This is a genomic window from uncultured Microbulbifer sp. (genome assembly GCF_947489355.1).
In the GTDB taxonomy this organism is placed as follows: domain Bacteria; phylum Pseudomonadota; class Gammaproteobacteria; order Pseudomonadales; family Cellvibrionaceae; genus Microbulbifer.
The window spans coordinates 22,879-48,219 of record NZ_CANLDD010000033.1; the positions used below are offsets into that span (position 1 = coordinate 22,879).

Below are 25,341 nucleotides of genomic sequence, written 5' to 3' on the forward strand. Positions count from 1 at the left end.
CTGAATAATGAAGACGTGGATATTGATAGTTCTTTTGGGTTGGTCAGTAATGGGGGCCGCGCAACAGCGTTATCCCGTTAAGGACGGCGAAACGGTGCTTGTGACCGTTTCCCGCTATGAGATGAATAGGATGACTGCCGAAGGGGAAAATCGATTGGAAGGAGCGGTAGTGATCAAAGGGGAATATGAGGTTCTGAATAATAAGGAGCTGAACGAAGGGCTTTTTATCAAACCGAAAAACGACAAACCGTTTTCCTTCTTCCTGGAAGACAACATGGGTAATACCTTTACTGTGGTGGCTGAGCCCAAGAACGTGCCCTCGCAGACCATCATTTTCCAGGGTAAGGCCAAGCCGATTGCCGCTAATGAGCGGGCACGGTTCAGGGGCGACCCCCATCTGCAGAGAATCGCGGATCTCAACAAAGCGATGAGCAACCGCACGCCCCTGAAAGGGTACAACCGTTATGACCATGATGCGAAGCGGGATAAGGTCTGGCCGGATACGGAGCTTCGCCTGGTGATGACCTACGAATCTGCGATGTATCTCGGTGAGATATTTGAGCTGCGCAATATTTCCAGCAATACAATCACCTACCGAGAAGAGGATTTTATGAATTTTGGGAATGGCGTTTTGGCGGTCGGCCTAGAGCACCTGACGGTACCGACAAATCGGCGCACATTCGTCTTTGTAACCCGGAGCGCGGAGGCCGTTGATTATGTCTCAGCAGCCAAATGAAATTCGCAAAAAGCAGATACGTACCGCCTTAATCTGCACCGTAGGTCTAGGGTGTATGGTCTTTTTTGGGTTGTGGTTTTCAGACCCAAATAAAGGAAAGCTATCTGCCTATGAGCTTGCCAAGCTGAAAGAGCAGGAAGTGCAAGAAAAGTACCGAATACGGTCCAGCGATAGCGTCTCGGATGAGGATGAGTGGATTGCGAAAAGCGAGGAACGATTTGCAGCTTTGGAGCAGGCATTGAGGCGGTCGAATAACGAGAATCGGACCTTCAAGAATAAGCTGGATTCGCTGGAAGGTCAGTTAAAGGATGCTGGCAACCGGGGCTCCTCAGAGGGCAGGTTTACCAAGGTACCTCTGCAAGAGACGCAACCGCCAGGAGCAGGGAGCACGGGGCAAGAGGAAAATATCGATCTGGATGGCCCGCTGCCGCCGGCACCGATTCCTATTGGCCAAACTACAAATCAGCCAGAGGAAGAAGACTATGGGCGGGAGAAAGGTGTTTTGAGTTTACCTAACCTCCCTCCGGGGCCAGGCCGCGGTGGGCGAAGGGCTGCAGACCAGCAGGGAACCTCCATGGTGTATATCGACCTCAAAGGGGAAGCCAGCAGCAACAAGAAGGCCCGAATGAATATCGCCAGCGCTTTGCCTGCGGGTACTTTCGGCCGCGCTGTGCTGTTGTCGGGTATGGATGCGCCGACACTCAACAAGGGGCAGAGTAATCCCATACCGGCCTTGTTCGAGATGAAGGATCTCGGCCACCTACCAAATCTATTTGAAAGTGATATCAAGGGTTGCTTTGTAATTGCCCAGGGCTGGGGGGATATTTCATCCGAGAGAGCAAAGTACCGTCTACTGACATTGAGCTGTGTGCTTGATAACGGCGATATCGTTGATGCGCCTTTGAAAGGCACTGTGATCGGTGAGGATGGCAAAGAAGGGCTGCGTGGGAAACTCATAGAACGCAATGGTGCACTTCTGGGTAAGACCTTCGCCGCCGGTGCGCTTTCGGGAATAGGCAAGCTGGCAGCACAGGCTGCGCAAACACAGAGTACCAGCGCCCTGGGGAGTGTTGCGACACTGGACTCCGGTGACGTGGGCCAGGCTGCGGTGGGCGAAGGGCTGTCATCGGGAGCGGAGAAATTGGCCGATTACTATATGCAACGGGCAAACGAGGTACACCCGATCATTGAGGTGGGTCCAAACCGGATTGCGGAGATTTTTATCACAGAGGCGGTAGATCTGGATTTTGTTATCAGGGGGAATATCAATGGGAGTCGTTAACAATAGTGGTTTGATTGGGGTAATAATTTTGATAGCTCTGTCGGGCTGTGCCAACAACGATTTTACCTGTTCTGAGTATCCCGATACGGGCTGTCAGCCCATGAGTCATGCCTACCAGGAAAGCAACAGCAGTAATTTCCAGGATTACCGTTCCAGCTTTTATAGCAGTACTGCGGGCCAGGTGCAGAAAGCTAAAAGCAAGGTTGTGATTGACCGGACCTACAATGTGCTGCAAAGCGTTTATGAAGGGGATGCGGTGCTGACCCGCCCGAAACAGATGCGCATCATGGTGAATCACTTTGTTACTGAGAATGATGCGCTGGTGACTGGTGCGGTGATGTTTATCAAGACTGCTGAGAGCCAGTGGTTGTTGGAAGGGGGGGTGAATGAAAAATAATCTCACCCTACAACAGCGCTGGGCTCGGATTCGCAATAGGCTGGTGTCCTCCATTACCAATGTGCTTCTGGATGAAACGCCACCGGGGGAGCACTACATGAAGTCCGGTACCACAGCTACCATTGAGCAGATTAGGGCTTTTGGGGAGCGCCACAGACTGGCAGATATCCTTCCCTACGAGAGCTTTGATCCGGAAAGCGAGTTGTATTTTAACGAAGATACCTGCGGTTTTGTACTGGAGTGCGCGCCGGCCACGAGTCTTACTCCGGATACCTTAGGAGCGCTCAATTCCATATTCGCGGGCCGCCACGAGGCGGGTACTGTCATTACGGTGCATATGGTGCCGGAAACCAATATCAAGCGGAAACTGGCTATCTGGCGCGAGCACAACCAAAACCCTCCGGGAGAAATCAGTGATGTGCTCCAGGAGTTGGCGCGCCGTCGTATTGAATACTTGAAGCAAGGGCGCTGGCGTTCCCTCTTTTCGGATGAGGAAGTGTTGCTGCGTAATTATACGTTAGTGCTTTCCTATTCCCGTCCAGTAGGGGAGGGGGTAAGCCCACATGAGCTGGGAAGCGTCGAGCTGGATTCTCTACGCAAAATACGGCAGCAGATCTCTGCGGCATTGTGCAGTGCACATATTCCCAGCGTAGTAATGTGTCCGGAGCGCTTAGTGAATCTACTATGGGATGTCCTCAATCCGTCTAACAAAGACCGCAAGAAACTGCAATACGACGAGAACAACCTAATCCGTGACCAACTAGTGAGTGCGGATACTGTGGCGCTATTCGATGCGGGCTGCAGTTCGATCATCCATGAGGAGGAATGTTTTTCCTATATCCCATTTCATGTGCGACAGTTCCCGAAGTTTTGGCCAGCCTTCAAGAACCGTGATCTGATCGGCCATTTCGAAGATGCCAGCAAGCGGTTGACTTGCCCTTTTATCGCCACGCTGGTTGTGCATGTGCCTGACCAGGTTGCCGAGAAGGGTAAGGCGAAACAGCACATGACTCGCGCAACGCAGATGGCGGACACACCGGTTGCCAAGTATGTGCAGACTTGGAAGGACCGCAAGGCGGACTGGCAGTTTGCCTCGGAAAAACTAGAAGCTGGTAACAAGATGGTGGAGAGTTTTTTCACTGTTATGTTGATCACGCCGCAGGGGGCTGAGAAAAGTGCTGAGCAGCAACTCAAAAGCCTGTATGAGAGCTTTGGTTGGATGATCACAAAAAGCCGTTACCTGCCGCAGCACAGTTTGTTGGCGGCATTGCCGATGGGGATCAGCCAGGATACCAACCAGTCACTTAGGAAACTTGGGATGTATTACAAGCGACTCAGTTGGTCCTGTACCAATATGGCGCCCTGGTTGGGCGAGTATCGGGGCGGGCAGTCACCACTGATGCTGCTGATTAGCCGTCGCGGCCAGCTGAGTTTTTTCGATAATTTCGACAATGATGAAGGCAACTACAACATGGCGGTCACTGCGGCCTCGGGCGGTGGCAAGAGCTTCTTCGTTAATGAGGTAACGACGCGCACTCTAGGATTCGGCGGCAAGGTTTTTATTTTTGATGCGGGGCATAGCTACCGAAACATCTGTAACCTGCTGAAGGGCACCTACCTGAACTTTGAGCGCGGCAACAGTATTTGCCTGAACCCTTTTTCCCGACTAGACCCAAGCCAAGCCGAGCATTTTGTGGAAGACCAGCTGCCCTTGCTGAAGCTCCTCGTCTGCGAAATGGCGTCTCCAGACAATCCTCTGACCGCGGAAGAGCGGGCAACCATCGAAATGGCAATCATGGCGTCCTGGGAGGATCGGGGCAATCAATCCACGATTACTACGGTCGTCGAGAAACTTAAAACAGATGTCAACCCCGAAACCGGAAGAACCCGATCGGAGGCAGACAGGCTCTCTCGGGCGCTGTATTCCTATACCAAAAAAGGAATGTATGGCCGCTATTTCGAGGGCGAGTGCAACGTCAATCTGAGTAACCGTTTTGTGGTCCTTGAGCTTGATGGCCTCAATAATACACCGGATTTGCAGTCCGTGGCTCTGCTGGTTCTGATGATGGAAATCACCAATGAAATGTATTTGTTTGGTGATAAATCGGTGCGTAAGTTCTGCTGGATCGATGAGGCATGGCGGCTTCTTGGCAGGGGCAGGGCAGGTGATTTTATCGAGGAGGGTTACCGAGTTGCGAGAAAACACGGAGGCGCTTTCGGCACTATCACACAAAAGCCCAGCGATTATTTCCAATCAGATACCGCCCAGGCGGCATACAGCAACTCGGACTGGGCGATCTACCTGAGGCTCAAACCATCAGAGCTGCAGCAGTCCCTGGAAAAAGGGTACATCAATACATCCAATGGCCTAGGTGACCTGATCAGACAGTTGCGGACCATCCAGGGTAAATACTCGGAAATGGTGATCGAAGGTCCCAGCGGCATTACCCTGAACCGTTTTATCGTTGATCCCAGTACCGAGAAATTGTACTCGACCAAGGGGCCTGAGATGCAGCGGATCAAGAATATGCGGGAGCAAGGTATGGGGCTGTGGGATGCAGTGGATGTCTTAGCCAGTGAGTCCCGGCGTTAGGAAACAGGGAGAATCACATGAAAGCCACCTCCATTAGCCGCATTAACAAGATTTTTGGATTAATGTTTTTGGCAATAGCAGTAATTGCACTTTTTATCATCAACTACAAGATGCTAGACAGACCGTTTGAATTTCCCGTTGCAACGGTAGATGCCCGAGCATTGATGGCGGCTGCGCCCAACCGTTATGAGTTCGGTGAAGAGCCGGAGTTGATACGGCGGGCGGGAGAGCGCTTCGGTGATGCTCTGCAGGCGGCCGTAGAAACGGTTTCCAAGGAGGAGGAGGTCATTATCTTCGCTGCCGGTGCAGCTCTGAGCCAGAATGTTCCGGATTATACCAACGTGGTGCAGTTGCTCGTTGACCGGAAGATGAAGGAGATAGGCTTTCCAGTGAAAGCCGGCGTAACAGAACAGGAGAATCGAGATGCAACGCGCGTTTCCCTGGACCAGAATTAAGCGGGGTGATCCAAGCTGGCGCCGGCGCAGGGTGGTCCAGACACTGGTGACTGCAGGGTTTGTTTTATCCGTATTGGGAATTCTGTCACTGTGCAAGCCGTGGTTCTACTTCGTTTTCAATGCCAGCAATTCAATGTCGGGACTTGTCTACCTGGTATTGCCGGGGCGCACTCCTGCGCTGGGCGATGTGGTGGCTTTTTATCCTCCAGAGAATTCTCTTTATCACGGAAAACGCAGGTTTTTAAAGATTGTTAAGGGGATTGAAGGAGATCGAATAGACATCAAGGACCACCATGTTTTCCTGAATGGTATAAAAATCGGGTGGGTTCACGAGCAGGCAAATAATGGTTTATTACTGCGGCCAATAGAGAGCACAGTGATTCCAGAAGGTCGCTATTTTGTGTGGACGCCCCACGACTTTTCTTATGACTCCCGATACCGGGAGATTGGATTGATTTCTGATGATGCGCTTATCGGCACTGCTCACCGGATTCTTTAGTCTCCTAATGCCCGCCGGTGGGGAGGCTGCAGACCTTGGGACAATTGGGCCTGTGTACGAGGTACAGGAAGAGGATTTGGTGCAGGTAATGATGCAACAGGCAAGGCATTCCGAAGCGAATGGCTCCTGGCAGCAGAGGATGGAGTCGCACCGCGACCAGATGGCGGACAGTAGCCTGGTGGCCAACGGGAGTCTGCCGAGGGCGCAGGAAAGCCGCACCTATACTCTCGATCCTTCGGTGACGTTGCAACAGCCTCTGCTGCGAGCGGATGGCAGTGTGCTGTATCCGACCGGTACTCGGATTAATCCTCTAGATTATGTCAATTATCGCAAGACATTGTGTTTCTTCGACGCCGGTGATCGGGAACAGCTTGAATGGGTGCGTATGCACTGCGGAATGTCGGCGCGGGACAAGCGCATCGCCGTTGCAGGCGACGTACGGCTACTGGAGCCGGAGCTGGGGCGCGTCTATTTGGATCAGGAAGGACACCTTGTCGCACGTTTTAGGCTGACAGAGCTACCGGCGCGCGTTATGGCTCGGGAAAAGCTACTGCAGGTGGAGGTGATTGGGTTATGAAAATCCATGGTTTTCAGGGACTGTTGCTGCCAAGTGTGTTTGGCGCCCTGCTGATTGCTGCGATGCTGGGAGGGCAATGTGCCAAGGCGCAGACCAGCCCCCCCCCCGACCGGGAGACAGATGAGGTAGGCGGCGCCCCTGCAGGTTCCTGTCAAGGGGCCTGGCCCAACCCGGTATCCGATATCTGCTGGTTGTGCATTTTCCCCATTGAAATTGGACCTGTTGAGTTGACCTTTGAACAAAAGGGCAATGGCGATTCGCCGCCGCCACTTCTCTGTGGCTGCCCGGCGCCGCCGCCGGTGTTTTACCGCATTGGCTTGGGCGTCAGCTGGTGGGAACCCTACCGTGTGGCGGAAGTGGTGCGCACACCGGGGTGCTTCCCCAGTCTTGGAGGAGAAATCCTATTTGATATAAATGCACCGGATGGGGCTGCGTCCAACGGTTCCGACAAGTCAGAAGGTGCCTTCTACCAAGTGCATTGGATTACTTATCCCGTGCTCAATTGGCTGGGGATGGCGGTCAATTCTAGTCTGTGCATGAGTAACGACAGCTACGATTTCGTCTACCTGACTGAGATTGATCCACTCTGGGATGATGATGAACTGAGTTTCATCCTTAATCCGGAAACGATCCTGTTTGCGAATATGGCCGCGACTGCGGCCTGTATTGCGGATTCCGTCAAAGCTAACTTGACCAATTTCGGCATTGATTCTCTCTACTGGTGTTCCGGAGGGCAGGGCAGTGTCTATCCACTGACTGGCAATGTGGAGCACCACGAGGGTGTCGTTGATACGACCCTACTCCTCACTCACAGAATGAACTTTCGTTTGCATCGACTGGGCCTTGGCCAGGACACCAGCACTGATGCGGCCATGTGCTCGACCCAGTACCAGCCGGTGATGCGAAAGAAACAGTACAAGGTCTCAATGCTCTACCCGCGGCCCATGCAGGACTATGCGGTGGGTTATGGCAAGCCCTCTTATGCCTGGGGCGCCGGTCGCGAGTATCCCTACAAGGGCGAGGATGCGGCCTATCTGGTTTGGAGAAAACGTAAATGCTGCGCACTCTGACGCTATTGGAGATCCAATTGGGCGGCAAGGAATGCACCTGGGCAGGACTAATTGTGCTGTTACTCGCTTTGGTGTTCCCGCTGCGGGCGCAGGATCTGCAGGATCGGGAGCGGCGCGAGCAACTGTTAGAAGACGCTGCCACTAAGGGACAAGTCGTATCGCCGGAGGTGCGGAAGCAGTTGTACCAAGCAGAAGCTGTCAGGCCGGATGCGAAAGCAGAGCGCGCGAAGCAGCTGGATCAGTTGAGTTCAATCAGTGAGGAAAGTCTGTTTCAGGGATTCGATTTTGAGGCTTTGAAAGAGGCGCCTCGGGCATTGTCAGGCGGCCCTGGGTTACGAGAGGCCCTGGCGGCGGGCAAGGCAGAGATCGCGGAGGACAGAGCGCGTGGAGTTGGTGCGGGTCCCTTGGTATTTGTGTCCTTTTCCCTGGGAGACCAGGCCTTGAAGCGCTATCTGCGCTCGGCGCCAAAATACGGCGCGACGCTGGTATTTCGTGGTTTTAAGAACAATGACCTGAAGGCGCACCTGGCGGCTTTGAAGGCGCTGATTGAAGACGAGGAGAATCTGGCCGGCATGGTGGTAGATCCGACCTTGTACCATCGATTTGGAATCCACCAGGTGCCGAGTTTTGTACTGCCGCAATCCGCGGTACCGGCCTGCAATACCGAAGGCTGTAAAGAGGTTCCCTTTATCAAGGCCCAGGGTGCGGCAGGTATCGAGCGGTTTCTGGAGGAAGTTCGTCGCCGTGGTGAAGGCCCTTTCCCAGAATTGGCAGTAAATTTGATCGAGCGGGGCAAAAGATATGAAAAAAACTAAGCTCTGGCTGTATGGGGCACTACTGCTTTTCACAGGCAGTTTACTCACTGTTGTTACATATGGTGAGGATGCGACAGAAAAGGGTAAATCTTTGGCAAACCGGACCCAGGCTGCGCAATCTGATTCCATCGATACCGTTTCTGACAGCAATTTCCTGAGCCACAAGAGCCAGGATGTATCCGATCTCAAGGAAAAGCAATCAGGCGGTAATATGCAGGATGAAGCGGCAACCAGGGCGGCCAATGACGATTCGGCGGCACTTGTTATTGAGAATTACAGTAACCGGGACGCCTATAAGATCGACCCAGATACCGATCCGATCTTCGAGCGCAAGGCCGAGGCTGGCCGCGATGCCATGCTGGTTGCTGACGGTTACGAGGACTGCACGGAGCTGAAGCGCGATGGTGCCGACTACGGTGAGGAAAAGACTTGTGAGTCCACAGGTTCGGTGTATTCCGAGGATTACACCTGCAGGGAAACTACTACCGGCAGCTGCGGCGAAGATCAAATCACGCGGTACTTTGCCGTCTACGATACCGATCCACACTGTCCCTATGATGCAAACAATCCCTGGAAGCTGGAAGGTGGTGAATGTGTCAGGGGGGGTGTGGAGACGCTGCCGGCCATGCAGGAGAAGGTCTACAGGTGTCCGATAGATGAAGAGAACCCCTGGTCCCTGGTAGGCACCCAATGCACTCGTACTGTGAAGGATGAAAAAGAGGCTTACGGGGACCCGATCTTTTCCTGTCCCGATGACGGTAAGGAGTGGGAATTTAATGCAAACGACAACAAATGCCGGCATTACTGGACAGAGATCATACCAGCGAATGGAACACCAGTTTTCGGTTGCCTGGATGACAGCTACACTTTTGACCCAGTGCGAAAGGTTTGCTGGAAAGATACTACAGAAACTCGACCTTATGAGAGCAGGACGGTTTACTCCTGCGATAATGATTCCTGGATGCTAGAGGGAAGAATTTGCAAAAAAACAGCTGTGGAGAAAACTCCTATTAGTGAAATAGGTATTGGGGAGAGATATGCCTGCAGCTATGATTCTAAATATGTACTAGGAGGAATTACAACCTACACAAAAAAAACTGGGAACTGGCATGGCGATGAATTGTCAGCAATCCTATCAATAGATAAGGAGAACAAGAAGTGTGTTTATACACCGACTATAGAATACTTACCCAATATAAATTTACCCGGAAGACCTTCTAGCTGGATCTCCAGTGTTGCAAGATGGAGAGGCGCGCACCCATCCAGGCCATGGCACTATGGCTCAAGCACTTACCTTGCTCCACATGAACCGAATATTTATATGTGGAAAAATGCTTGCGGGAAAAAAGGCTCTAAATACGTTGCTCAAATTGCTCTTTTTACGGGTTATTCCGGAAATTCATATAGAAATTGGGGTGGCGCTAATGGTTCACCGGTAAGTTGTTCTAGGCAGCCTACAACCAAGCAGAACGCGCAAGTGCTCTCAACCGAACAGACTTGCCCGTCCGGGAAATATTGTGTTGATAATACAGACTCAGCGGTACTGAGCTGTCCCTCCGGTTATACGAAAAACGGTAATTACTGCGAGAAAACGATCACCCAGTCCAAACCCGCCAATCAGGACATTGAATATTATTGCCCGCTGGGTTGGACAGATAATGGAGTTGCCTGTGAGCGGGGTGGGCGAGACGAGCATCCGGCCGATCAGGTGGATACCACCTATGCCTGCCCGGTTGGATACTCTCTGCAAAACGAAGATGAATGCCACCGGCCCAGGGTCGATATTGTCGATGCAATTCAGACAGGTACCAACTACTACTGTGATGCCGGGTGGCTTTTGCAGCACCCGGATATGTGCTACCGCTTTCGCAACGAAAGCCGGCAAGCCGAGCTGGATTACATTATCTATTCCTGCGGAGCCGGTTGGACCCTGGAGGAGCCCGATTGTGTCCGGGGCTATGAAGATCGGATAGCGGCCCTGGGCTTCGAGGGTGAAACCTATCCGATTGAGATTCTTTCGTCATTCCCGCCTGGCCCAGGCGCTACCGGTGAGATCATTGAGAGCTACTACGATGCCGCCACGGTACCGGTGGATATACGCAATCTGGGAGGGGGGCAGCTGCAGCAGCCGCCGCAGTTCACCATCGATGATGGAATGGATCTGGGATTTATCTATGCGCATGTGAGCCTGATCCAGCCGTCTTCCATGCCGGTATGGGGTATCCAGGGCCATTTGTACCTGACGGTCGATTTGCGCCAAGGCAGGGTGATCAATTATACCTTTGAGCAGCCTGTGGCCGGCGATACGCCGGTACTGGCTGTGGATTTCGGGGTGTCTTCCCGCGTGGGTGCCCTGAAGGCCGGTGAGTCGGTGCCCTGGGAGACAGGCAGCGTTCCAGCACAAGTCTGTGACACTCTGCCGCTAGATGGGGATTTGCTGGGCATTGATGTTCAAGAAGATGCAGACATATTCAAAATCAGTGCTGGTGTCGCCGGCAGCAGTATCGTATCTGCGCCCGCCTGCGGAAACGGTCTGAAGGCCACCATTCGGATACCTTATACCTTCACGGGGCTCAATGCCCAGCCAATTCACACCGGTTTTGGGTTCTGGGCGGGCAGGGTTCTGGTATGCGATTACAGTGAGGAAACTGCCGAGGTATGTCCTTCCAACAAGCGATGGAATGCCCAGCATATTGACAGCAGTTGCACCCAGGGCGGGTGGGCACTGATCAACGGCTTTCCTGTATACCGCGGCTGCTGGAGCTGGGACCACGAATGGCTCTATGAAGAAATAGTCATGCAGGAGTCCCATGCCTGTGCCGATCTTCGAGCCCAGGGCTGCGGAGTATTGTCCTCGGCCTGTATTCAGGAAGATACCCAGGGGCGCTGCATCCGTACCCAGCAAACCTACAGCTGCGGTTCTGGAGGAGATATGCAAGTGGCTGAAATCTGCAAGAGCTTATTTCCCTGTATCGATGGCGAGTGCAACGCGGAATACGACACAGCGAAAGATGCTACTGAGGATCTGGCCAAAGTCGCCACTAGTATGGAGCTGATGAGCGAAATGATAGAAGGTATGGTCGATCCGGATAATATCGAGTTCTTTTCCGGCGAGGATGCGAAGTGCCAGAAATCCAGCCTCGGCATCAAGAATTGTTGCTCTGACAGTGGCTGGGGTGTCGATATCGGTATTACCGACTGTGATGCGGAAGAAGTGGCTCTTGGATATGCCAAAGAAGAAGGTCGAGTGGTCTATGTAGGCAAATACGAGTCCGGAACCTGGCCAGACAAGCGTAAGTACCATGTCCATTGCACCTACAGCTCGAAGCTCGCTAAGTTGCTGGTAGAACAGGGCAATGCCCAGTTGAGGAAAGGCTACGGCAAGCCCAAGAAACCTAGGTGCGATGGTTTCACACAGGATGAATTCAATCAGCTGGATCTCAATGCTATGGATTTCAGCGAGTATTTTCAAGATGCTTTGGACAAACTCGAAAACGAGTCACCGACACTCAACCAAGCTGCGCAAGATCTGGGCGAGTCTATCCAGGCGAGGACCGGTGACTGATGAGCGGGCAGTTTTGGGTGGTCACTATAGCCACAAGTGCAATCATAGCCATGGCTCAAGTTGAGGCTACAAATTATGGCGATGCAGGGAAGCGGGGCTGGTACTGGTATGAGGAGCCCCCCGAACCTATAGAGGAGCCAGAAAACGCGGAACCAGTGACACCACAGACGCCTCGGGAGCAGCTGAAGGCTAAGGGGGAGGCATGGGAGAATGCGGCCGCTCTGGCGATTCTACATTCGACGCCAGAGAACGTTGCTGATTATCTCCGACGCACACAGCAAATCACGCAGCAGGCCGGGAATTTTGCCGCCGCCGGACAGCAGCTGATCTGGACAGAACCAGAATTTGCATATGCTGGCCGGGGCCGCCCGACCAGCATCCATGAGCAGTTAGCATACGCCGAAGTACAGGATAAGGAACGGAATCAGGCGATAGAGAAAATACGGGAAACGAAGGGTTTGGTGTACTACTTCACCTCCACTTGCCCGTATTGCAGGAAATTTACGCCACTCCTGAAGCAGTTTGTGGAACAACACGATATCACTATTATTCCGGTGTCTCTGGATGGGCAGGGAGTGCCGGAATTTCCCTATCCGAAAAAAGATTTCCATTTAGGACGGAAACTTGAGGTTACTGGTGTGCCTTCAGTGTTTATGGTTGACCCTGATAGCAATGAGGTTGCCAAGGTCTCCTATGGGTATACCTCCGAAAGCGGGTTTATAGAAAGGCTAATGTCGGCGCTGAAGCGCATGGAGGAAGAGCCATGACTCAAAAATTAAATTATAGAGTTTCCTTTAACGTTATCAGGACGCTTATATCGGCATTGGCGCTGACGGTACTAGACGCCCAGGCGGACGTTGGCAGTAAAGTCCAGGAATGGTTTAACGAGCAGAACTACGCGAATGTAACGGCACCAGGTGTTTATGAAGGGCAAAAAGCCAGCTATTTTACGGCGGGCAGTGCCAACTGGCGCTCCCATCAAAAAAAATTCAACTTATATAATTTTTCGACACCTAATGTCAGTGCGGGTTGTGGAGGTATTGATCTCTATACTGGTGGATTCAGTGCGATCAACGCCGATGAGTTTGTCGAAAGTCTGCGTGCCGTTGGGGAAAACAGCCTGGGGCTTTTATTTATGTTGGGTATTGGGATGGTCTCTCCAAAACTAAAGGAATTGATCGAGGAGATGAAGACCTTCGCTAATAAGTATCGCCAGTTTGCCGGCGATTCCTGTGCAATGGCCCAGCAGCTTCTTGGCGGTGGCCTGGAGGCGATGGGCATGGCGAACTCCGACTGCATCATTCAGAGGATGAATAACAATGGTGAGGATTACATCACGGCACAAGAGCGATGTGGAGGCGGAGGGCAGGGCGCCACAACGCTTAATAATAATCCCGATGCGGGTGAGGTTGGCTTTGTCGAGGGCAATATGATGTGGTACTTCCTGATGGATGATCCATTTTTTACGAATGATCTCGATATTGCTGAATTGATAATGAACCTTACCGGGACATATATCAAGAGGCGACCTGATCCGAATTCGAACAACTTCAGTTTTAATACTTTGTCAATTCCGCCAGTTAAGGTAAGCCCTGATGGACAATTGACCGGACGTGCTAAGGAATTGTTTGCTGTGCTTCTTAAAGGAACCGAGTCTCCAAATAGTTTCAGTATGTTTCGCTGTGCTGAGGATAGAACTACCAGCAAGAAAGGATGCTGGGATTTGTCTGACAGCCCTGTTGTCTATAACAAAAATTTTACAGGCATAGAAACCCTGATCAGGAATGAACTTGCAAATATCGTTGAATCCATTAGAGACGATACCCCCCTCAATAATACTGCAGTTGGAATTATCAGGAGCACTTCATATCCGATATATCGATATCTGCGTTCTGTAACTGCAAATATGCCTATCAGCTACAGTGCGGACATGATGGTTGGAGATTTATCAGAGCCAATCGCCGATAGCATACTGAGTGAAAAATTAGTTGAGATATTGGAGCACGCTCAATTTGAACTCAAATCTAGCAAATATGGCAATGGGACAGACCAGAGCGATACCCTCTATAATAATATCGATGGAATTATTGAAGGACTGCAGGCTCGACAGGTTGCGGTCGATGAGCGAATGGATACCTATTTTGAAATGGTGCAGAGGGCACAGCTATTCGATAAAGCCTTAATGGGTCGGTTAGCGGCTGGATTTTATGCCACAGCTAACACCAGCTTTTAAGGTAATGTCGTGAATTACGAAATTATCAGCTACGGAGGCGCGGCCTTCCTGCGCTATATTTTCAACGGCATTGCCATGATTTTTGGTAATGAAAATTATGCTATAGCGCTTGCGACGGCCACATTATTGGGCTATGTAAGCTGGATGATAAAGGTAGCATTCACAAGTCAGGGCGACAGCAAAGCACTTAATCCAAGTTGGTTTTTTGGTGTACTCTTCCTGTTCTATGGTTTCTTGGTCCCAAAGGTGGATCTGATTATCAGGGATGATGTCAACCCCACAAACAGTAATGTCGTTGGCAGTGTGCCTTTTGGTTTAGCGCTAACGGCAACCATATTCTCCACCTTCAGCGAGTTCATGACCGAAACTGCGGAATCTGTATTTTCACTACCGAACGGTGTTCGATATACACAATCAGGCTTGCTGTTTTCTTCGCGGCTGGTGGATGAGATTAGCCAAGTCACGATACAGAATGCGCGCCAGTCGCTTAATTGGCAGGATTTTTTCAAGAACTGTGTTTATTACGATCTGCTTCTGAACAGGTATTCATGGGATCAACTTGCTAGGGCCAATAATCTACCTGCCTTCCTCAAAGATAATACCAGCGAGTCTCTGCAATTCACCTATGCGCCGCCCACTGGCGACCCGGTTATATCTGGCTGTAAAGCGAGAGTTGGTGATATGGTGGATGAGTTGGACAGTTGGATGGAGGATAATTATCAACCAGTGTTCATGGCTAGGCTAAACAATGTGGATGATCCGGATGCCCCGAACAGGAATGCACAGGCGGTGTCAAGGTATGCAGCAGCGATGCCTCTGGGGATAACCTATTTAACCGGGCTGTCAACTAATGCCTCTGACATGATGCAACAGTCCGCCTTGTTACATTCATTACGGCGTGGGCTCTCTAACTTTGCCAGTGATGCCAATGCTTCTGCCGCTGCCCAGGATTTCGCAACAACGCGGGCGGAAGCGGAGCGACGAAATACGTTCCTGGCGATGGGGGGGATCGCCAAGAAATTTATCCCAATGTTGCATTTGATTTTTGAGGCGATCATATATGCAGTGTTTCCGCTGATCCTGGTTATGGCGATGACGCCATTAGTTTCAAAAGTTTTGATATCCTATATAACTGTGCTTTTTTGGGTAAACCTTTGGCCGCCCTCATTTGCAATTATCAATTTTGCAGTTACCTATTTTGAAGCTATGGAGGCAAAATCGCGCCTAATTTATGATTCTGCCGGAGGAACTACGTTTAGCAGTGGTTATAATTTGATAACATCGGGCGGATTGCATGGATTGCATTCGGAATGGGCTGGTGTGGCTGGCTATCTATTAGCGTTCGTACCTATGATCTCATATATGTTGGTCAGTCGTAGCGGTGCCATGGCTGCTGGGATGGTTGGTCGTTTAATGCAGGGGTACGAGAAGCCGGTTTCTTCAGGTAGCGATGAGGCCACTAAGGGCAATATCGACCTGGGGAATACCCGTTTCGAAAATCAGAGTGCTTTCCAGACCAATATGTCTCCAAGCATGGAAACGGGTATGGCCAGTTACAGGGACGGAATGGGTGTCACTCATAATATGACCGGTGGTGGTGAAACGTCAGAACATTTGCAGACCCGGTCCGCACTCAGTATGGAGCACTTACAACAGAATACGAGTAGTAAATCTACGGCCTATCAGGAAGCCAAAGCGGAAACAGCCCAGGCATCTGCAACGTTTAATGAGCAGTCACAAGCGGTTATACGCAGTGCCTTTGGCGTTTCTACGGATGTTTCAACTGGCGCCAATGCTGGAACGGGTGTCAGTTCAGAATTTAGTTCGGGTCTGGATTCCAGGCTAGAGAAAGTCGAGCAAAAAATTGAATCCTATGGTGAAAGGGAGAGCTTATCCGAATCACAGGTCAATTCCCTTAAAGTTGCGTTTGGTTTGGGTGGTGGTTTAAAGGGAGTGTCTTTAGGCGCTTCTGCTGACACAGCATCTCAGTGGGGATCACAGGAGATGCAAGAGCATTTGAATCAGTTCCTGAGTCAGGAGCAGGTAAGGGACTCGGTAGCGGATATCGCAAAATTTACGGATAGCAATAAGTCAGACTGGAAGAATTCAGTTAGTGATGGCACCAAGGACGCTTTTGAGGCTTCTGAAGGTAAGTTTACCAGTGCTCAGGAGCAATATTCTCGATCTGTAAGTGATGAAATGAGAGCTATGGAAACGTGGCAAAGTGCCTCAACTCTTTCGAATGCTGTTAAAGTAGATAATATTGACTCCCTTCGTCAAGTCCTGTCGGGCAATGAGCTGGATGGCCTAATTCACCAGGCTTCCAAGGGAACGCTTGAGGAACAGCAGACAGCACTTGATACGCTTTCTCATGCTGCCATGCAGGTTTACCAAGGTGATGACTATCAGGCTCCTGCGTTTACGCCCAATTCGAGCGCTGTAGATGATTTTGCTTCTGGGGCGCGGGCTGTTGTTTCTGCTGAGAATACTGGGAATATTGATACTGCTGTCGATGAAGCCAATTCTAGGGGGGTGCCTGATGCGGTTGAGCCAAAATGGGACGCTATGGTACAGGACCAACAGGTATCAATCACAGCTGATGATGTACGTGGGAATTTGGAAGAGCATAAAGAACAGATGGATTCTAGGGCTAAGATTGCAGAGCAGCAGGGTGAAGATCTATCTAGCGAAGTGAAGGACCGAATGGAGCCCCCGAAACAGGAATGGTGGGATAAGGTTCCTTGAAATACTGAATTTTGGATGAGGATATGTACATGAAATTCACAAAATCTATTTTCAGGATCTTTACAGGCCCTGAAGTTGATGGTAACCAGGAGGTGCCTTTGCCGACTTCTCAGGCAGAGGACTATCCTTTCCCTGATCACCCTGAGCCGCATCCTCAGGGCGGGATAGCTGGTATTCGTCCACTGGGTGTTGATGTCGCCCAGGATAATACTGTTTTTGACAGTGTTGGGTTTGGGGATTCTGGTGGTCTTGGCCTCTAACCAAGTTTGCAAAGGTTACGCTTTAAAGCCCCTTTCAAGCCTTCAATGCGTGCAAAATATGATCAATGTGTCCGTAAAATAGCCTTTTCGGTGGCTGGAAATATGTACGACAGGATGCACTCTGCTCTGTCTTAGGTACAATCCCTGCAAATTTTGTTCGTACACCGGGTAAGCTATGACCGAACTCAAGCCTGACTATGAACCTATCGAGGAAACCCAGCTAAAGCGCTCCTATGGTGAGGGTGCGCATATCATCATCCAACCAATCCTACAGGATGATGTGATCCACTACTGGATTTATGCCTCCATTCTTGTTGGGCGCCGCCGGCGCCTGGCCCAAATGAAAACCCAACGCGGCAATCCCAAGGCTTTTGTTAGCTTCCAGCGTGCTCTGCAATGGGCTCAGGGCATGGAACGTGAAAAGATCATCATGCCAGAAGTTGACTTTGACGACCTTCCTTTGGCCAGTGATATGGATTTTATTTGACTTCCATCAAAATATAATATATTGATTGTACTGATGTGACGCTTTTTAGCTGTCACATTGGTGGTGCGCCGCGACCTTTGACTGTTGGCTTATGAAGATCACTATGCACACGATCACTGTTGTTGATGACGGTGATGTAGAGTGCTCGCATTAAACCTAAGCGCGCCGCGGCTGTCAGTGGCTATGGAGAAATTTGATGAAGACTAAACCCTACAAACTGGGTTGGTACAAGGTTGTTGAAGAGTGGAAGAATGACGGTTCTGTTGATATGAGCGTTCATGATGAACGTGATGGCACTATAGTCGAACTCCATTGTGATACCTTTGTTGACTACGATCAGGTCCTTGAGCGCCTGGCTAGACGCCCTGAGGTCGGGACCCTTGAGAAGATCAGGCAGCTTATGGCTGCATGATCTTTGCCGGCAGGATACAGTAGCGCTTTTTAGCGCTACTGTCCTGCCGGTGTATTTACCACAATATACTTTTCAACCTTGGTTATGGTGATGAAAAATCAGATCGCGCAGGTCTGCAAATGTAAAAGCCTTGTCCAAACTGCTAAAGAATTGAATGCAATGCCTGGTGTGCGGGTTAATGTGACCAGCCGTCAAGAAATATTGCAGAAGCTGAAGCAAGGGGAGCGAGTGTCGCCGACAACCCGGCGCCTGCTTATGCTCAGCTAACCGAATATCGAAGCTGCGCTTCGGTATACCGGTGGCCTGATGGCCGTAAATGTTATCAATCAGCACCGCTGGTTGATAACAACCGGTGGGTGCGCCTCTACCTAAAACTGGGGCTATTTATGATTTGTATTAACGATAATGGTGAAGTATGGCTGTCTTACCATCTGGATATGGTCGAAGATGGGGATGTCGAAAATCTCCGATTCGCCATAGGGGAGTTCGCTCACCTGGTAGAAAGGAACAAGCAAGTTCCTTTCTACCAATGGGTGAAACTGATTCAGAACCATGTCGATATCAATGCTCGAACATCTGATATCCAGCATAGGGATGAAATCTGTGAAACTCTGGACCGCTGTGCCCAGGTTTACTCCTTCGATTTCCGCCTAGATGTCAATAAGGGAGAGGAATCAGTCCAGTACGAAGTACCCAATGTTTGTGCGGAAAATGTATCTCAGGCACTTGAAAAGGTGAGCGGGATAGATGATTTTTATCCCTACTTGAACGAGATGAAAGTCACCTCCACCCCTATGGACAAGGAGTTTAGCAGAACAATACGCTGCTCAATTTCGTCTAAGGAGGTGAGTGGTGTTTGAGGTAAGAGTCTACGACTACGGTGCATGGGAGACTGAGCCTTGCCAAGCGTTCACCAAAGCGGTGGATCTCGCACACAGCCTTACCGGTTCAGATGCCGGTATCGAGCGCGTGTGTGAGGTGTACCATGGCACTGAGCTGGTCTATGCCACTCTGTGCGAACCTGTTCAGGGCGCCGCTCTTTGAGTTGGCCTGCACTGAATCCTCCAGGCGGCCCTAGGGCCGCCTTTCTTACTTCTTGGGCATACACAGGGTGATATAGGCTTGCTCTGGCATCGCTCGAATTGACTCATAGCGTGCGACTACCTGTTTTTTCCACTCTTCTGCAGCTGCTTCGCAGGCTTTCTTACTCTCGAAGGTTTCCATTGAAACACTAGCGCCGCCACTGCCACTTGTGGGGTTTAAAGCCAGTGTCAGTATCAATACGAACTGTTCCATATTTCTTTTCTCCATTTGGCGCGCAGGGCTACTGGTTTTGTTGCGTATTCGGGTTTTATTTTAGATCAAAATAGTATATTTTGATTTTGTTGATTGGAGAAATTTTCGCTATGAGACAACGATCTCGATTGTACCGTCAATAGTTTGCCGGTCAACCGGGACCAGCAGGTGCGCCTCGGCCATACAGGGGTAATGGAAATAGCCATGTCCGATAAAGTCTATGGAATCCTGACTCAGCGTGTTATCGAAATGCTCGGAGAGCCCGAGCAGGCCAATGGGTTTCCCCCCTGGCAAAAGGAGTGGTCTGGTGTTACCAGCCCAATGAATCACCTCAGCGGGAAGATGTACCAGGGGGTGAATGCCTTGATGCTGATTTTGGCCAGTCTGTCGAAGGGATTTGCCAGCAACCGCTGGATGACCCTGAAGCAGGCCAATGCCAAGGGCGGTAAGGTGAAGAAGAATACGAAGGGATTCCCCGTGATCTTCTTCAAGGTGCAGAATTTGGAACGTATCAATGAAGATACGGGGGAGATTCTGGAGAAGCGCCAATACTCGGTCGTGCGCTATTCGTTGGTCTTCAATCTGGACCAGATCGAGGGTGTTGCAACTCCCCCGATCATCGAAAGCGAGGGTGGAGATGAACCCCTGACGTTATCCCGTGAAGCCCTGTTAGCTTACATGCGGGCTGAAGGTATCGGGCTGGTCCAGGGTGGTGGCAAAGCCGCCTATAGCCCGGTGAGGGACCGAATCCAGATGCCAGAGGGGTTTACCTCCGAAGCTGCCTACACCGCAGCCTTAGCTCACGAATGTATGCACTCCACAGGTCATGCCAAGCGGTTAAACCGCTTCGGCGCCGAGGGTTCTAACCAGCAGTTTGCGAAGGAACACCGGTATCCCTTCGAAGAGTTAGTGGCCGAACTCGGGGCGCTGTTTTTTATGTCCCGTAACGATTTGACCTATTCCCTGGAGAACCATGTCAGCTACCTGAAGTTTTGGGTAGATGCCATGCGGGTTGAGCCTCGGTTTCTGGTGAGAGCCGCATCCCGAGCGGAGAAGGCGCTGGCATACCTGTTCGAATCAGTAGGTAAGGCGGCGCTGGAAAACGCTCAGCAGAATCATCAGCTGAGTTTAAAGGAGGGTGCTGTTTAGTACCGTCCACTTTGTAAAGCGGCCTTAGTGCCGCTTTATTTTGATGGGGAACAGGAGATGTATGAAAGCCATTATATCTGAGTTGTTTCAGAAGTCGATTCCCGAAATCAATGACTACGAGTGTGGGGTCGATATAACTGATGCGGAGATACTTAAGATAGTTGAGCGGTATCGCTACTCGAATCAAGAAATGAAGGATATGGCTATCAATTATATCAAAGATTTTTTATTCCCTCAGGCAAGGATTACACACCTGGATGCTTTGGCCCGCTGCTTTGCTATTGGGCTTAATGCACTGAACTGTTGATCTGTATTGCAGTACCCCTTTGTCGAAGTGTGGATTAGCGGTGTGATGGTGTGCAACCACACTTTTTATTCATTACTTCCAATTCGGAGTAAACAAGATGCGGGATTTCTTTAAAATTTTTAAATCTGCGGAATCCAAGCAGATTCGAGGGCCAGCTGAGCTTATTGATAATTATGACCCCGATTTGATTCACAAATTGAAAGCAGACCATAAGGAACTACTTCATGTATATGGACAAATCAAAAATCTGCTAGACGGTCATGGAAGTAAAAGTCCGCGTGAAAGAAATAGGAAGATTTCTGCTCTAATTCCGCGACTTAAAACCATATTCGTTGATCATATAATGCTTGAAAATGGCCGTCTTTATGGCCAAATCAAACTGGCGTATTCCCAAGACGATGATGTCATCGAATCTGTTCATGCCTTTAAGTCCCAAATGTCAGCGATTCAGAAAAAAGTATACAGCCTGCTGAGTTCCTGGACTTTTGATTTTATTACTCTTTCTCCACATAAATTTCGAGAGCAGTTTCGTGCATTGGGCAAATCCCTGGGGGAGAGAATCAATCGCGAAGAGGCGTCCCTGTATCCCTTCTATGAGGAGATCCCCAACCTCCACCGTGCCAATGCCCTGATTGGTTAGGGCCTATGAATTTTTAACAAATGATAAGGAAGATGCCATGTCCGAAACTAACACTATAGTAGACCAAGAGGAATCCTTGTTTGATCGAGTCGGGGGTGGACCGGTCGTCAATGCCATTGTAGATGGTCTCTACAAACGTATTCTCGCCGATGACCGAGTGAATGTCTTTTTCAAGAACACCGATATTCCCCACCTGAAGGGCATGATGATTCAGTTCCTACACGCTTTGTCTGGAGGTCCTGTAGGCTACAAGGGCAAGCCCATGCGTGAAGCTCATGCGAAATCAAATATCCAAGACAAAGACTTCGATATTGTCGCTGAGCACCTGTCAAATACGCTTCAGTCGCTAGATATCCAAAAGCAGGAATACGACGAGTTCATGATGGCCACAGCCGGGTTCAGAAACCAGATCGTTATTCGAGAGTCTTGACCTGTGGTACCTGGAGGCGGCCTGTAGGCCGCTTTATTGAAGCAGTCTTTTGCTAGCGGGTTGTATCAATAATGAGTGCATATCGCTTGAAAGTAATGAGCCCGAAGGGCCAAGTTGCCGAAGTGGCAGTCAGTAGTGTGACCGCAGTGTTGTGTCGTCTTAATGAGTTTTGGCGGGAATATAGCTATGACAGTCGCCTGATGTGCCGATTCGGTCGCGAGGGAACCCAAGGAATCCTCTGGCTGCCGTTCTGGACTGAAATGCTTAACCCTTTCCGGATGGGGCGGGCTGCCTTTAGACGTAAGATCGAGGGTATCTGGTGCGAGCTAGATGCAATGGCTGCACTACAGCCTATCTGCCTTAGTGAAAATATGAACAAATTGCCGGAATCATAAACAGCGCGCCATTTTTTTGAGAAAATAGTATAATTTGCTGAAAAAATGTTGCTTTTGTGAATCATTACATGGAATAATGATTCCGATCTACAAAGGCATCGGCTGAGGAAAAACCTATGGAAAACAAGGTAATTTGCATCGCTAATGGCAAGGGAGGAGAGGGTAAAACTACCTGTGGCGTCAACCTTGCCACGACTCTGCGTCTCTTGGGTTTCGATGTCGTCTATTACGACGCGGACGAGCAGGGTAACGGCAGTGACTGGATCGACAGGGCCTTGAGTAGGGATGAGGACAGCCCCATCTGGCCTAACACCGCGGCCCCAGGCGGAGTCAAAATCAAAAATGAAATCCAAACCCTGCAGCGGGCTTACGATTTCGTGATCGTTGATACTCCTGGGACACTGATAGGTGAAAGCCTTTCGTTAATAAACCAGGCTATCGCTGTATCAGATTTGGTATTAATTCCTCTTAAGCCGACTTTGATGGATATAGCCACGACACAAAATTTTTGTCATGTGGTTCAGAACATTCAGAATCTTTTTGACGGAAAACCACCGGCATACCTCTGGATAAATCAAGTGCACAACCGCGCCGGCACGCGGACAGAACGTGCCTTGATCGCTGACGCAGAATCTGAAGATGCGATGATGGGCTACTCGGTATTAAAGTCCCGCAGCTTCTATTGTGAGGCTATGGCTAATATGTTTGGCAGTGGCGCCTGTGTTCATGACTGTGATGACATGGATTATGTGCGCCGCCATAAAGCTAAACAAACCAAGGACTTTTTTAATTTGGCCAAAGAACTCGCCGAAATACTTGGAGTGGAATTGGAGGCTACCGCGGCTGAATTGGTAGCGGAGGCTTGATCATGGCGAAATCAAGTCTTTTCGATAATCTCAAGGGGCATAAATCCAAAGCGGGTGAACGCTTGGTTGCGCGTGTTGAAAAAACTCTGAACGAGAGCAAGGCTGATTTACAGGCTGCCGAAGTGGCTAACCAGGGGGTGAAGTCCGGTCGCGATATCTATATTGACCCGGCTGTTGTTCGTCCCGACCCGAAGCAGCCGCGCCGCCATTTTAACGAGGCCGCCCTGCAGGAACTCGCAGATACCATCGACTCCAATAGTCAGCTCCAGCCCGTTCTTGTGCTTCCAATTGACAATAACCCTAAGCATCAGTACCAGCTGGTGGCCGGTGAGCGGCGTTGGCGCGCTATCTCGACCCTTTGCAGGAAGACCAAGAAGCTTTGGGCAGTACCTGTAGATCTGAAGAGTCGGAAGATGATCTTGGAGGCCCAGATCATTGAAAACGACGCACGTGAAGATACTTTGGTGATGGAGAAGGCCATAGCCTACGCACAATTGGTAGAGCAATACAAGCAGGAGGGTGTTAAAGGACCAGCCGAGCGGGTGCGGGAGAAGCTGAAGATCAGTAAGGCCAATATGTCCAAGTATCGAGCCTTAGCGGACCAGTCGGAGGTATTGTTGCCGCTGAATATCCAGTACCCTACGGAGGGCTTTGTCGGCCTCTATATGCTGGCAAGTCTGCTCAAAACTGATTCGGTGTCTGCAAAGAAACACATCAAGGATTTCAAGACGCAGAAGGGTAAAAAATCCCTTAGGGCTCTTCTAGAAAGCATCGAACAGGCTCCGGCTACTACGCCCAAATCTAAGGTGGTTACTTCTGGAACCGAGAAAGACGATGGAAATGACGAGAGGGCATTAACTGACGGTAATTCCAAAGAGAAACCTGGAAAAGCCAAGGTGGAACCCAAACCCCGGCGCGTGGATGATATCGAGTTCAGTGTGAATGGGGACCAAGTACATTTGACTCTGTTTCTAAAATCTGGCAAGCAGCTATTTGTCACGGATATTGGCGTTATGGAAAAGCTGGCAGAAGAATTGAATCAAGAGGCGATTGCATGACGGATATCAAGGAAGAAGCTGCGGAATGCACTTCAAAAATAAAAAAAATTAATTTTGGTAATCACTGGGCTGTACTTAAAAACCAACGGGTAATTGTATTCCCCATGTACGTTGCTAGCAATATGCCGGTGGATAAGTTCGCTGAATACCGCAACAAGATCCATGAAGCCTTAAAAATGCTGGGCGGCAAGGTGATGACCGGAGAGTTGATTGAGGAGGAGAGCAACGGAATTCGCCAGCGTTTTTTTGTAAAGAAGCAGAACGGGAAGCAGCGTACAGCAGGTAAACCCCCTCAGAAATTCAAACTGTACAATCCGGGTTTTGATCAAGAGGAAAAGGAGGGGGACGCGTGAGCAATATTCTAATTACCAAATATCCGGCGAAAGCTTTGGCCCGAGACATCAATGATTTCCCTGTTGGGGAGGCCTTGGTCCGAGTCAATGATGATGGCAAATATGAGATTTTCATTATCTCTAAAGACAGGTCCCGCGCCTGGAAGATTTTCACTCACCGCTGGACGCCGAAAAGCTACGCCAGTATTGATCGCGCTATTCGATTCCTAGAAGAGTCTGGCATTCCAGAGGAAAAAATTGCTGTTCACAATGGTAAATTTATCTGGTTGCACAAGAACAATCAAGAGATGGCAAATATGGATAAATTGTTTTCCATGATTGCTTGATTGATTCCGTAGAGAGCTAAATTTGACTGTGAATAACAAACAACCGGAGAAATCCCTATGAGCAAAACTATACAAGATCCGAATTTTGCACAGCAGGATGAAATGTCTGCCTCTGGTAATGAACAACGAAAACATCGCAGCTTCAGCAACCCGCTCTATCCCAGCGACTCATTGACCAGCTGTAGGGCCTTTATTTCCGATGTCAAATCTCGCAAACAGGGAGAGGACACTCTTTACTTTGCCCGTCTCGGTTTGATCCAGGGCAGGGAGCTGAATGGTGATGAGTACAAGTCCAAGGTAGGTAACAATGTGGATTTACTAGTCCAAAAGGGAGACCCCCCGGCTTTGCCGGGGAGGCACGCATAGTTTGACAGATCCGGAAGTCCCATAGTAAC

The 25,341-nt window shown here is 50.2% G+C and carries 29 protein-coding genes; 28 read left to right on the top strand and 1 reads right to left on the bottom strand.

Features of this window, described 5'->3' with window-relative positions; all coding sequences use genetic code 11:
• Positions 1–7 precede the first annotated feature (7 nt).
• The 19 genes from Q1A48_RS13405 (at position 8) to Q1A48_RS13495 (ending at position 19,170) form a co-directional block, all read left to right on the top strand.
• On the top strand, positions 8–736 hold the full coding sequence (locus Q1A48_RS13405) for a type-F conjugative transfer system secretin TraK (protein ID WP_299945718.1): 729 nt from the start codon (positions 8–10) through the stop codon (positions 734–736).
• Positions 717–2,018 (top strand): TrbI/VirB10 family protein, encoded by a 1,302-nt coding sequence (locus Q1A48_RS13410; protein ID WP_299945721.1) that lies wholly within the window; start codon positions 717–719, stop codon positions 2,016–2,018. Before Q1A48_RS13405 ends, Q1A48_RS13410 begins: the two co-directional genes overlap by 20 nt.
• Positions 2,005–2,415: a hypothetical protein gene (locus tag Q1A48_RS13415; protein ID WP_299945724.1), complete on the top strand. Its 411-nt coding sequence runs from the start codon at positions 2,005–2,007 to the stop codon at positions 2,413–2,415. Before Q1A48_RS13410 ends, Q1A48_RS13415 begins: the two co-directional genes overlap by 14 nt.
• Positions 2,405–5,008, top strand: coding sequence for a type IV secretion system protein TraC (gene traC / locus Q1A48_RS13420; protein ID WP_299945726.1), 2,604 nt, complete (start codon positions 2,405–2,407; stop codon positions 5,006–5,008). The genes Q1A48_RS13415 and traC overlap by 11 nt, the downstream gene beginning before the upstream one ends.
• Positions 5,009–5,025: 17 nt before the next feature.
• Positions 5,026–5,463 (top strand): hypothetical protein, encoded by a 438-nt coding sequence (locus Q1A48_RS13425; RefSeq protein WP_299945728.1) that lies wholly within the window; start codon positions 5,026–5,028, stop codon positions 5,461–5,463.
• A 31-nt stretch (positions 5,464–5,494) separates the two neighbouring features.
• Positions 5,495–5,962, top strand: a complete 468-nt coding sequence (locus Q1A48_RS13430) for a S26 family signal peptidase (RefSeq protein WP_299945730.1) — start codon at positions 5,495–5,497, stop codon at positions 5,960–5,962.
• Positions 5,925–6,539 carry a hypothetical protein gene (locus Q1A48_RS13435; RefSeq protein ID WP_299945732.1) on the top strand — a complete coding sequence of 205 codons (615 nt, stop codon included), beginning with the start codon at positions 5,925–5,927 and terminating at the stop codon, positions 6,537–6,539. Before Q1A48_RS13430 ends, Q1A48_RS13435 begins: the two co-directional genes overlap by 38 nt.
• Positions 6,536–7,609: a TraU family protein gene (locus Q1A48_RS13440; protein ID WP_299945734.1), complete on the top strand. Its 1,074-nt coding sequence runs from the start codon at positions 6,536–6,538 to the stop codon at positions 7,607–7,609. Before Q1A48_RS13435 ends, Q1A48_RS13440 begins: the two co-directional genes overlap by 4 nt.
• Positions 7,594–8,424 (top strand): type-F conjugative transfer system pilin assembly protein TrbC, encoded by an 831-nt coding sequence (trbC, locus tag Q1A48_RS13445; protein ID WP_299945736.1) that lies wholly within the window; start codon positions 7,594–7,596, stop codon positions 8,422–8,424. Before Q1A48_RS13440 ends, trbC begins: the two co-directional genes overlap by 16 nt.
• Positions 8,411–11,989, top strand: coding sequence for a conjugal transfer protein TraN (gene traN, locus Q1A48_RS13450; protein WP_299945738.1), 3,579 nt, complete (start codon positions 8,411–8,413; stop codon positions 11,987–11,989). Before trbC ends, traN begins: the two co-directional genes overlap by 14 nt.
• Positions 11,989–12,756, top strand: coding sequence for a conjugal transfer protein TraF (traF, locus tag Q1A48_RS13455; protein WP_299945740.1), 768 nt, complete (start codon positions 11,989–11,991; stop codon positions 12,754–12,756). The genes traN and traF overlap by 1 nt, the downstream gene beginning before the upstream one ends.
• The gene (locus Q1A48_RS13460; protein WP_299945742.1) at positions 12,753–14,222 is read left to right on the top strand and encodes a conjugal transfer protein TraH; all 1,470 of its coding nucleotides are present in this window, start codon (positions 12,753–12,755) and stop codon (positions 14,220–14,222) included. The genes traF and Q1A48_RS13460 overlap by 4 nt, the downstream gene beginning before the upstream one ends.
• A gap of 9 nt (positions 14,223–14,231) precedes the next feature.
• Entirely contained in the window at positions 14,232–16,967 is a 2,736-nt protein-coding gene (locus tag Q1A48_RS13465; RefSeq protein WP_299945744.1) for a conjugal transfer protein TraG N-terminal domain-containing protein, read from the top strand.
• A 29-nt stretch (positions 16,968–16,996) separates the two neighbouring features.
• Positions 16,997–17,227: a hypothetical protein gene (locus Q1A48_RS13470; protein ID WP_299945747.1), complete on the top strand. Its 231-nt coding sequence runs from the start codon at positions 16,997–16,999 to the stop codon at positions 17,225–17,227.
• Between the two features lie 175 nt (positions 17,228–17,402).
• Positions 17,403–17,714 carry a hypothetical protein gene (locus Q1A48_RS13475; protein ID WP_299945750.1) on the top strand — a complete coding sequence of 104 codons (312 nt, stop codon included), beginning with the start codon at positions 17,403–17,405 and terminating at the stop codon, positions 17,712–17,714.
• A 196-nt stretch (positions 17,715–17,910) separates the two neighbouring features.
• Positions 17,911–18,126 (top strand): hypothetical protein, encoded by a 216-nt coding sequence (locus Q1A48_RS13480; RefSeq protein WP_299945753.1) that lies wholly within the window; start codon positions 17,911–17,913, stop codon positions 18,124–18,126.
• Between the two features lie 90 nt (positions 18,127–18,216).
• A complete protein-coding gene (locus Q1A48_RS13485) occupies positions 18,217–18,393 on the top strand; it encodes a hypothetical protein (RefSeq protein ID WP_299945756.1) in 177 nt (58 codons plus the stop codon).
• A 119-nt stretch (positions 18,394–18,512) separates the two neighbouring features.
• On the top strand, positions 18,513–18,986 hold the full coding sequence (locus Q1A48_RS13490) for a hypothetical protein (protein WP_299945758.1): 474 nt from the start codon (positions 18,513–18,515) through the stop codon (positions 18,984–18,986).
• Complete coding sequence (locus Q1A48_RS13495; protein ID WP_299945760.1) at positions 18,979–19,170, top strand: hypothetical protein; 192 nt, start codon at positions 18,979–18,981, stop codon at positions 19,168–19,170. The genes Q1A48_RS13490 and Q1A48_RS13495 overlap by 8 nt, the downstream gene beginning before the upstream one ends.
• 45 nt (positions 19,171–19,215) lie before the next feature.
• Here Q1A48_RS13495 and Q1A48_RS13500 read toward each other — a convergent pair whose 3' ends face one another.
• Positions 19,216–19,422, bottom strand: coding sequence for a hypothetical protein (locus tag Q1A48_RS13500; protein WP_299945762.1), 207 nt, complete (start codon positions 19,420–19,422; stop codon positions 19,216–19,218).
• A 204-nt stretch (positions 19,423–19,626) separates the two neighbouring features.
• Between Q1A48_RS13500 and Q1A48_RS13505 the strand changes: the two genes are divergently transcribed.
• From Q1A48_RS13505 to Q1A48_RS13545, 9 genes are all read left to right on the top strand, one after another.
• Positions 19,627–20,571 (top strand): zincin-like metallopeptidase domain-containing protein, encoded by a 945-nt coding sequence (locus Q1A48_RS13505; protein WP_299945764.1) that lies wholly within the window; start codon positions 19,627–19,629, stop codon positions 20,569–20,571.
• A 61-nt stretch (positions 20,572–20,632) separates the two neighbouring features.
• A complete protein-coding gene (locus Q1A48_RS13510; RefSeq protein ID WP_299945766.1) occupies positions 20,633–20,878 on the top strand; it encodes a hypothetical protein in 246 nt (81 codons plus the stop codon).
• Between the two features lie 97 nt (positions 20,879–20,975).
• Positions 20,976–21,518: a hemerythrin domain-containing protein gene (locus tag Q1A48_RS13515; protein WP_299945768.1), complete on the top strand. Its 543-nt coding sequence runs from the start codon at positions 20,976–20,978 to the stop codon at positions 21,516–21,518.
• Positions 21,519–21,555: 37 nt separating this feature from the next.
• Positions 21,556–21,948, top strand: a complete 393-nt coding sequence (locus Q1A48_RS13520) for a group 1 truncated hemoglobin (protein ID WP_299945770.1) — start codon at positions 21,556–21,558, stop codon at positions 21,946–21,948.
• Positions 21,949–22,459: 511 nt separating this feature from the next.
• Positions 22,460–23,209, top strand: coding sequence for a ParA family protein (locus Q1A48_RS13525; RefSeq protein ID WP_299945772.1), 750 nt, complete (start codon positions 22,460–22,462; stop codon positions 23,207–23,209).
• A 2-nt stretch (positions 23,210–23,211) separates the two neighbouring features.
• Positions 23,212–24,267 carry a ParB/RepB/Spo0J family partition protein gene (locus Q1A48_RS13530; RefSeq protein ID WP_299945779.1) on the top strand — a complete coding sequence of 352 codons (1,056 nt, stop codon included), beginning with the start codon at positions 23,212–23,214 and terminating at the stop codon, positions 24,265–24,267.
• The gene (locus Q1A48_RS13535) at positions 24,264–24,620 is read left to right on the top strand and encodes a hypothetical protein (protein ID WP_299945773.1); all 357 of its coding nucleotides are present in this window, start codon (positions 24,264–24,266) and stop codon (positions 24,618–24,620) included. Before Q1A48_RS13530 ends, Q1A48_RS13535 begins: the two co-directional genes overlap by 4 nt.
• Positions 24,617–24,946, top strand: coding sequence for a hypothetical protein (locus tag Q1A48_RS13540; RefSeq protein ID WP_299945775.1), 330 nt, complete (start codon positions 24,617–24,619; stop codon positions 24,944–24,946). Before Q1A48_RS13535 ends, Q1A48_RS13540 begins: the two co-directional genes overlap by 4 nt.
• A gap of 57 nt (positions 24,947–25,003) precedes the next feature.
• Positions 25,004–25,312, top strand: a complete 309-nt coding sequence (locus Q1A48_RS13545) for a hypothetical protein (RefSeq protein WP_299945777.1) — start codon at positions 25,004–25,006, stop codon at positions 25,310–25,312.
• Positions 25,313–25,341: the final 29 nt, after the last annotated feature.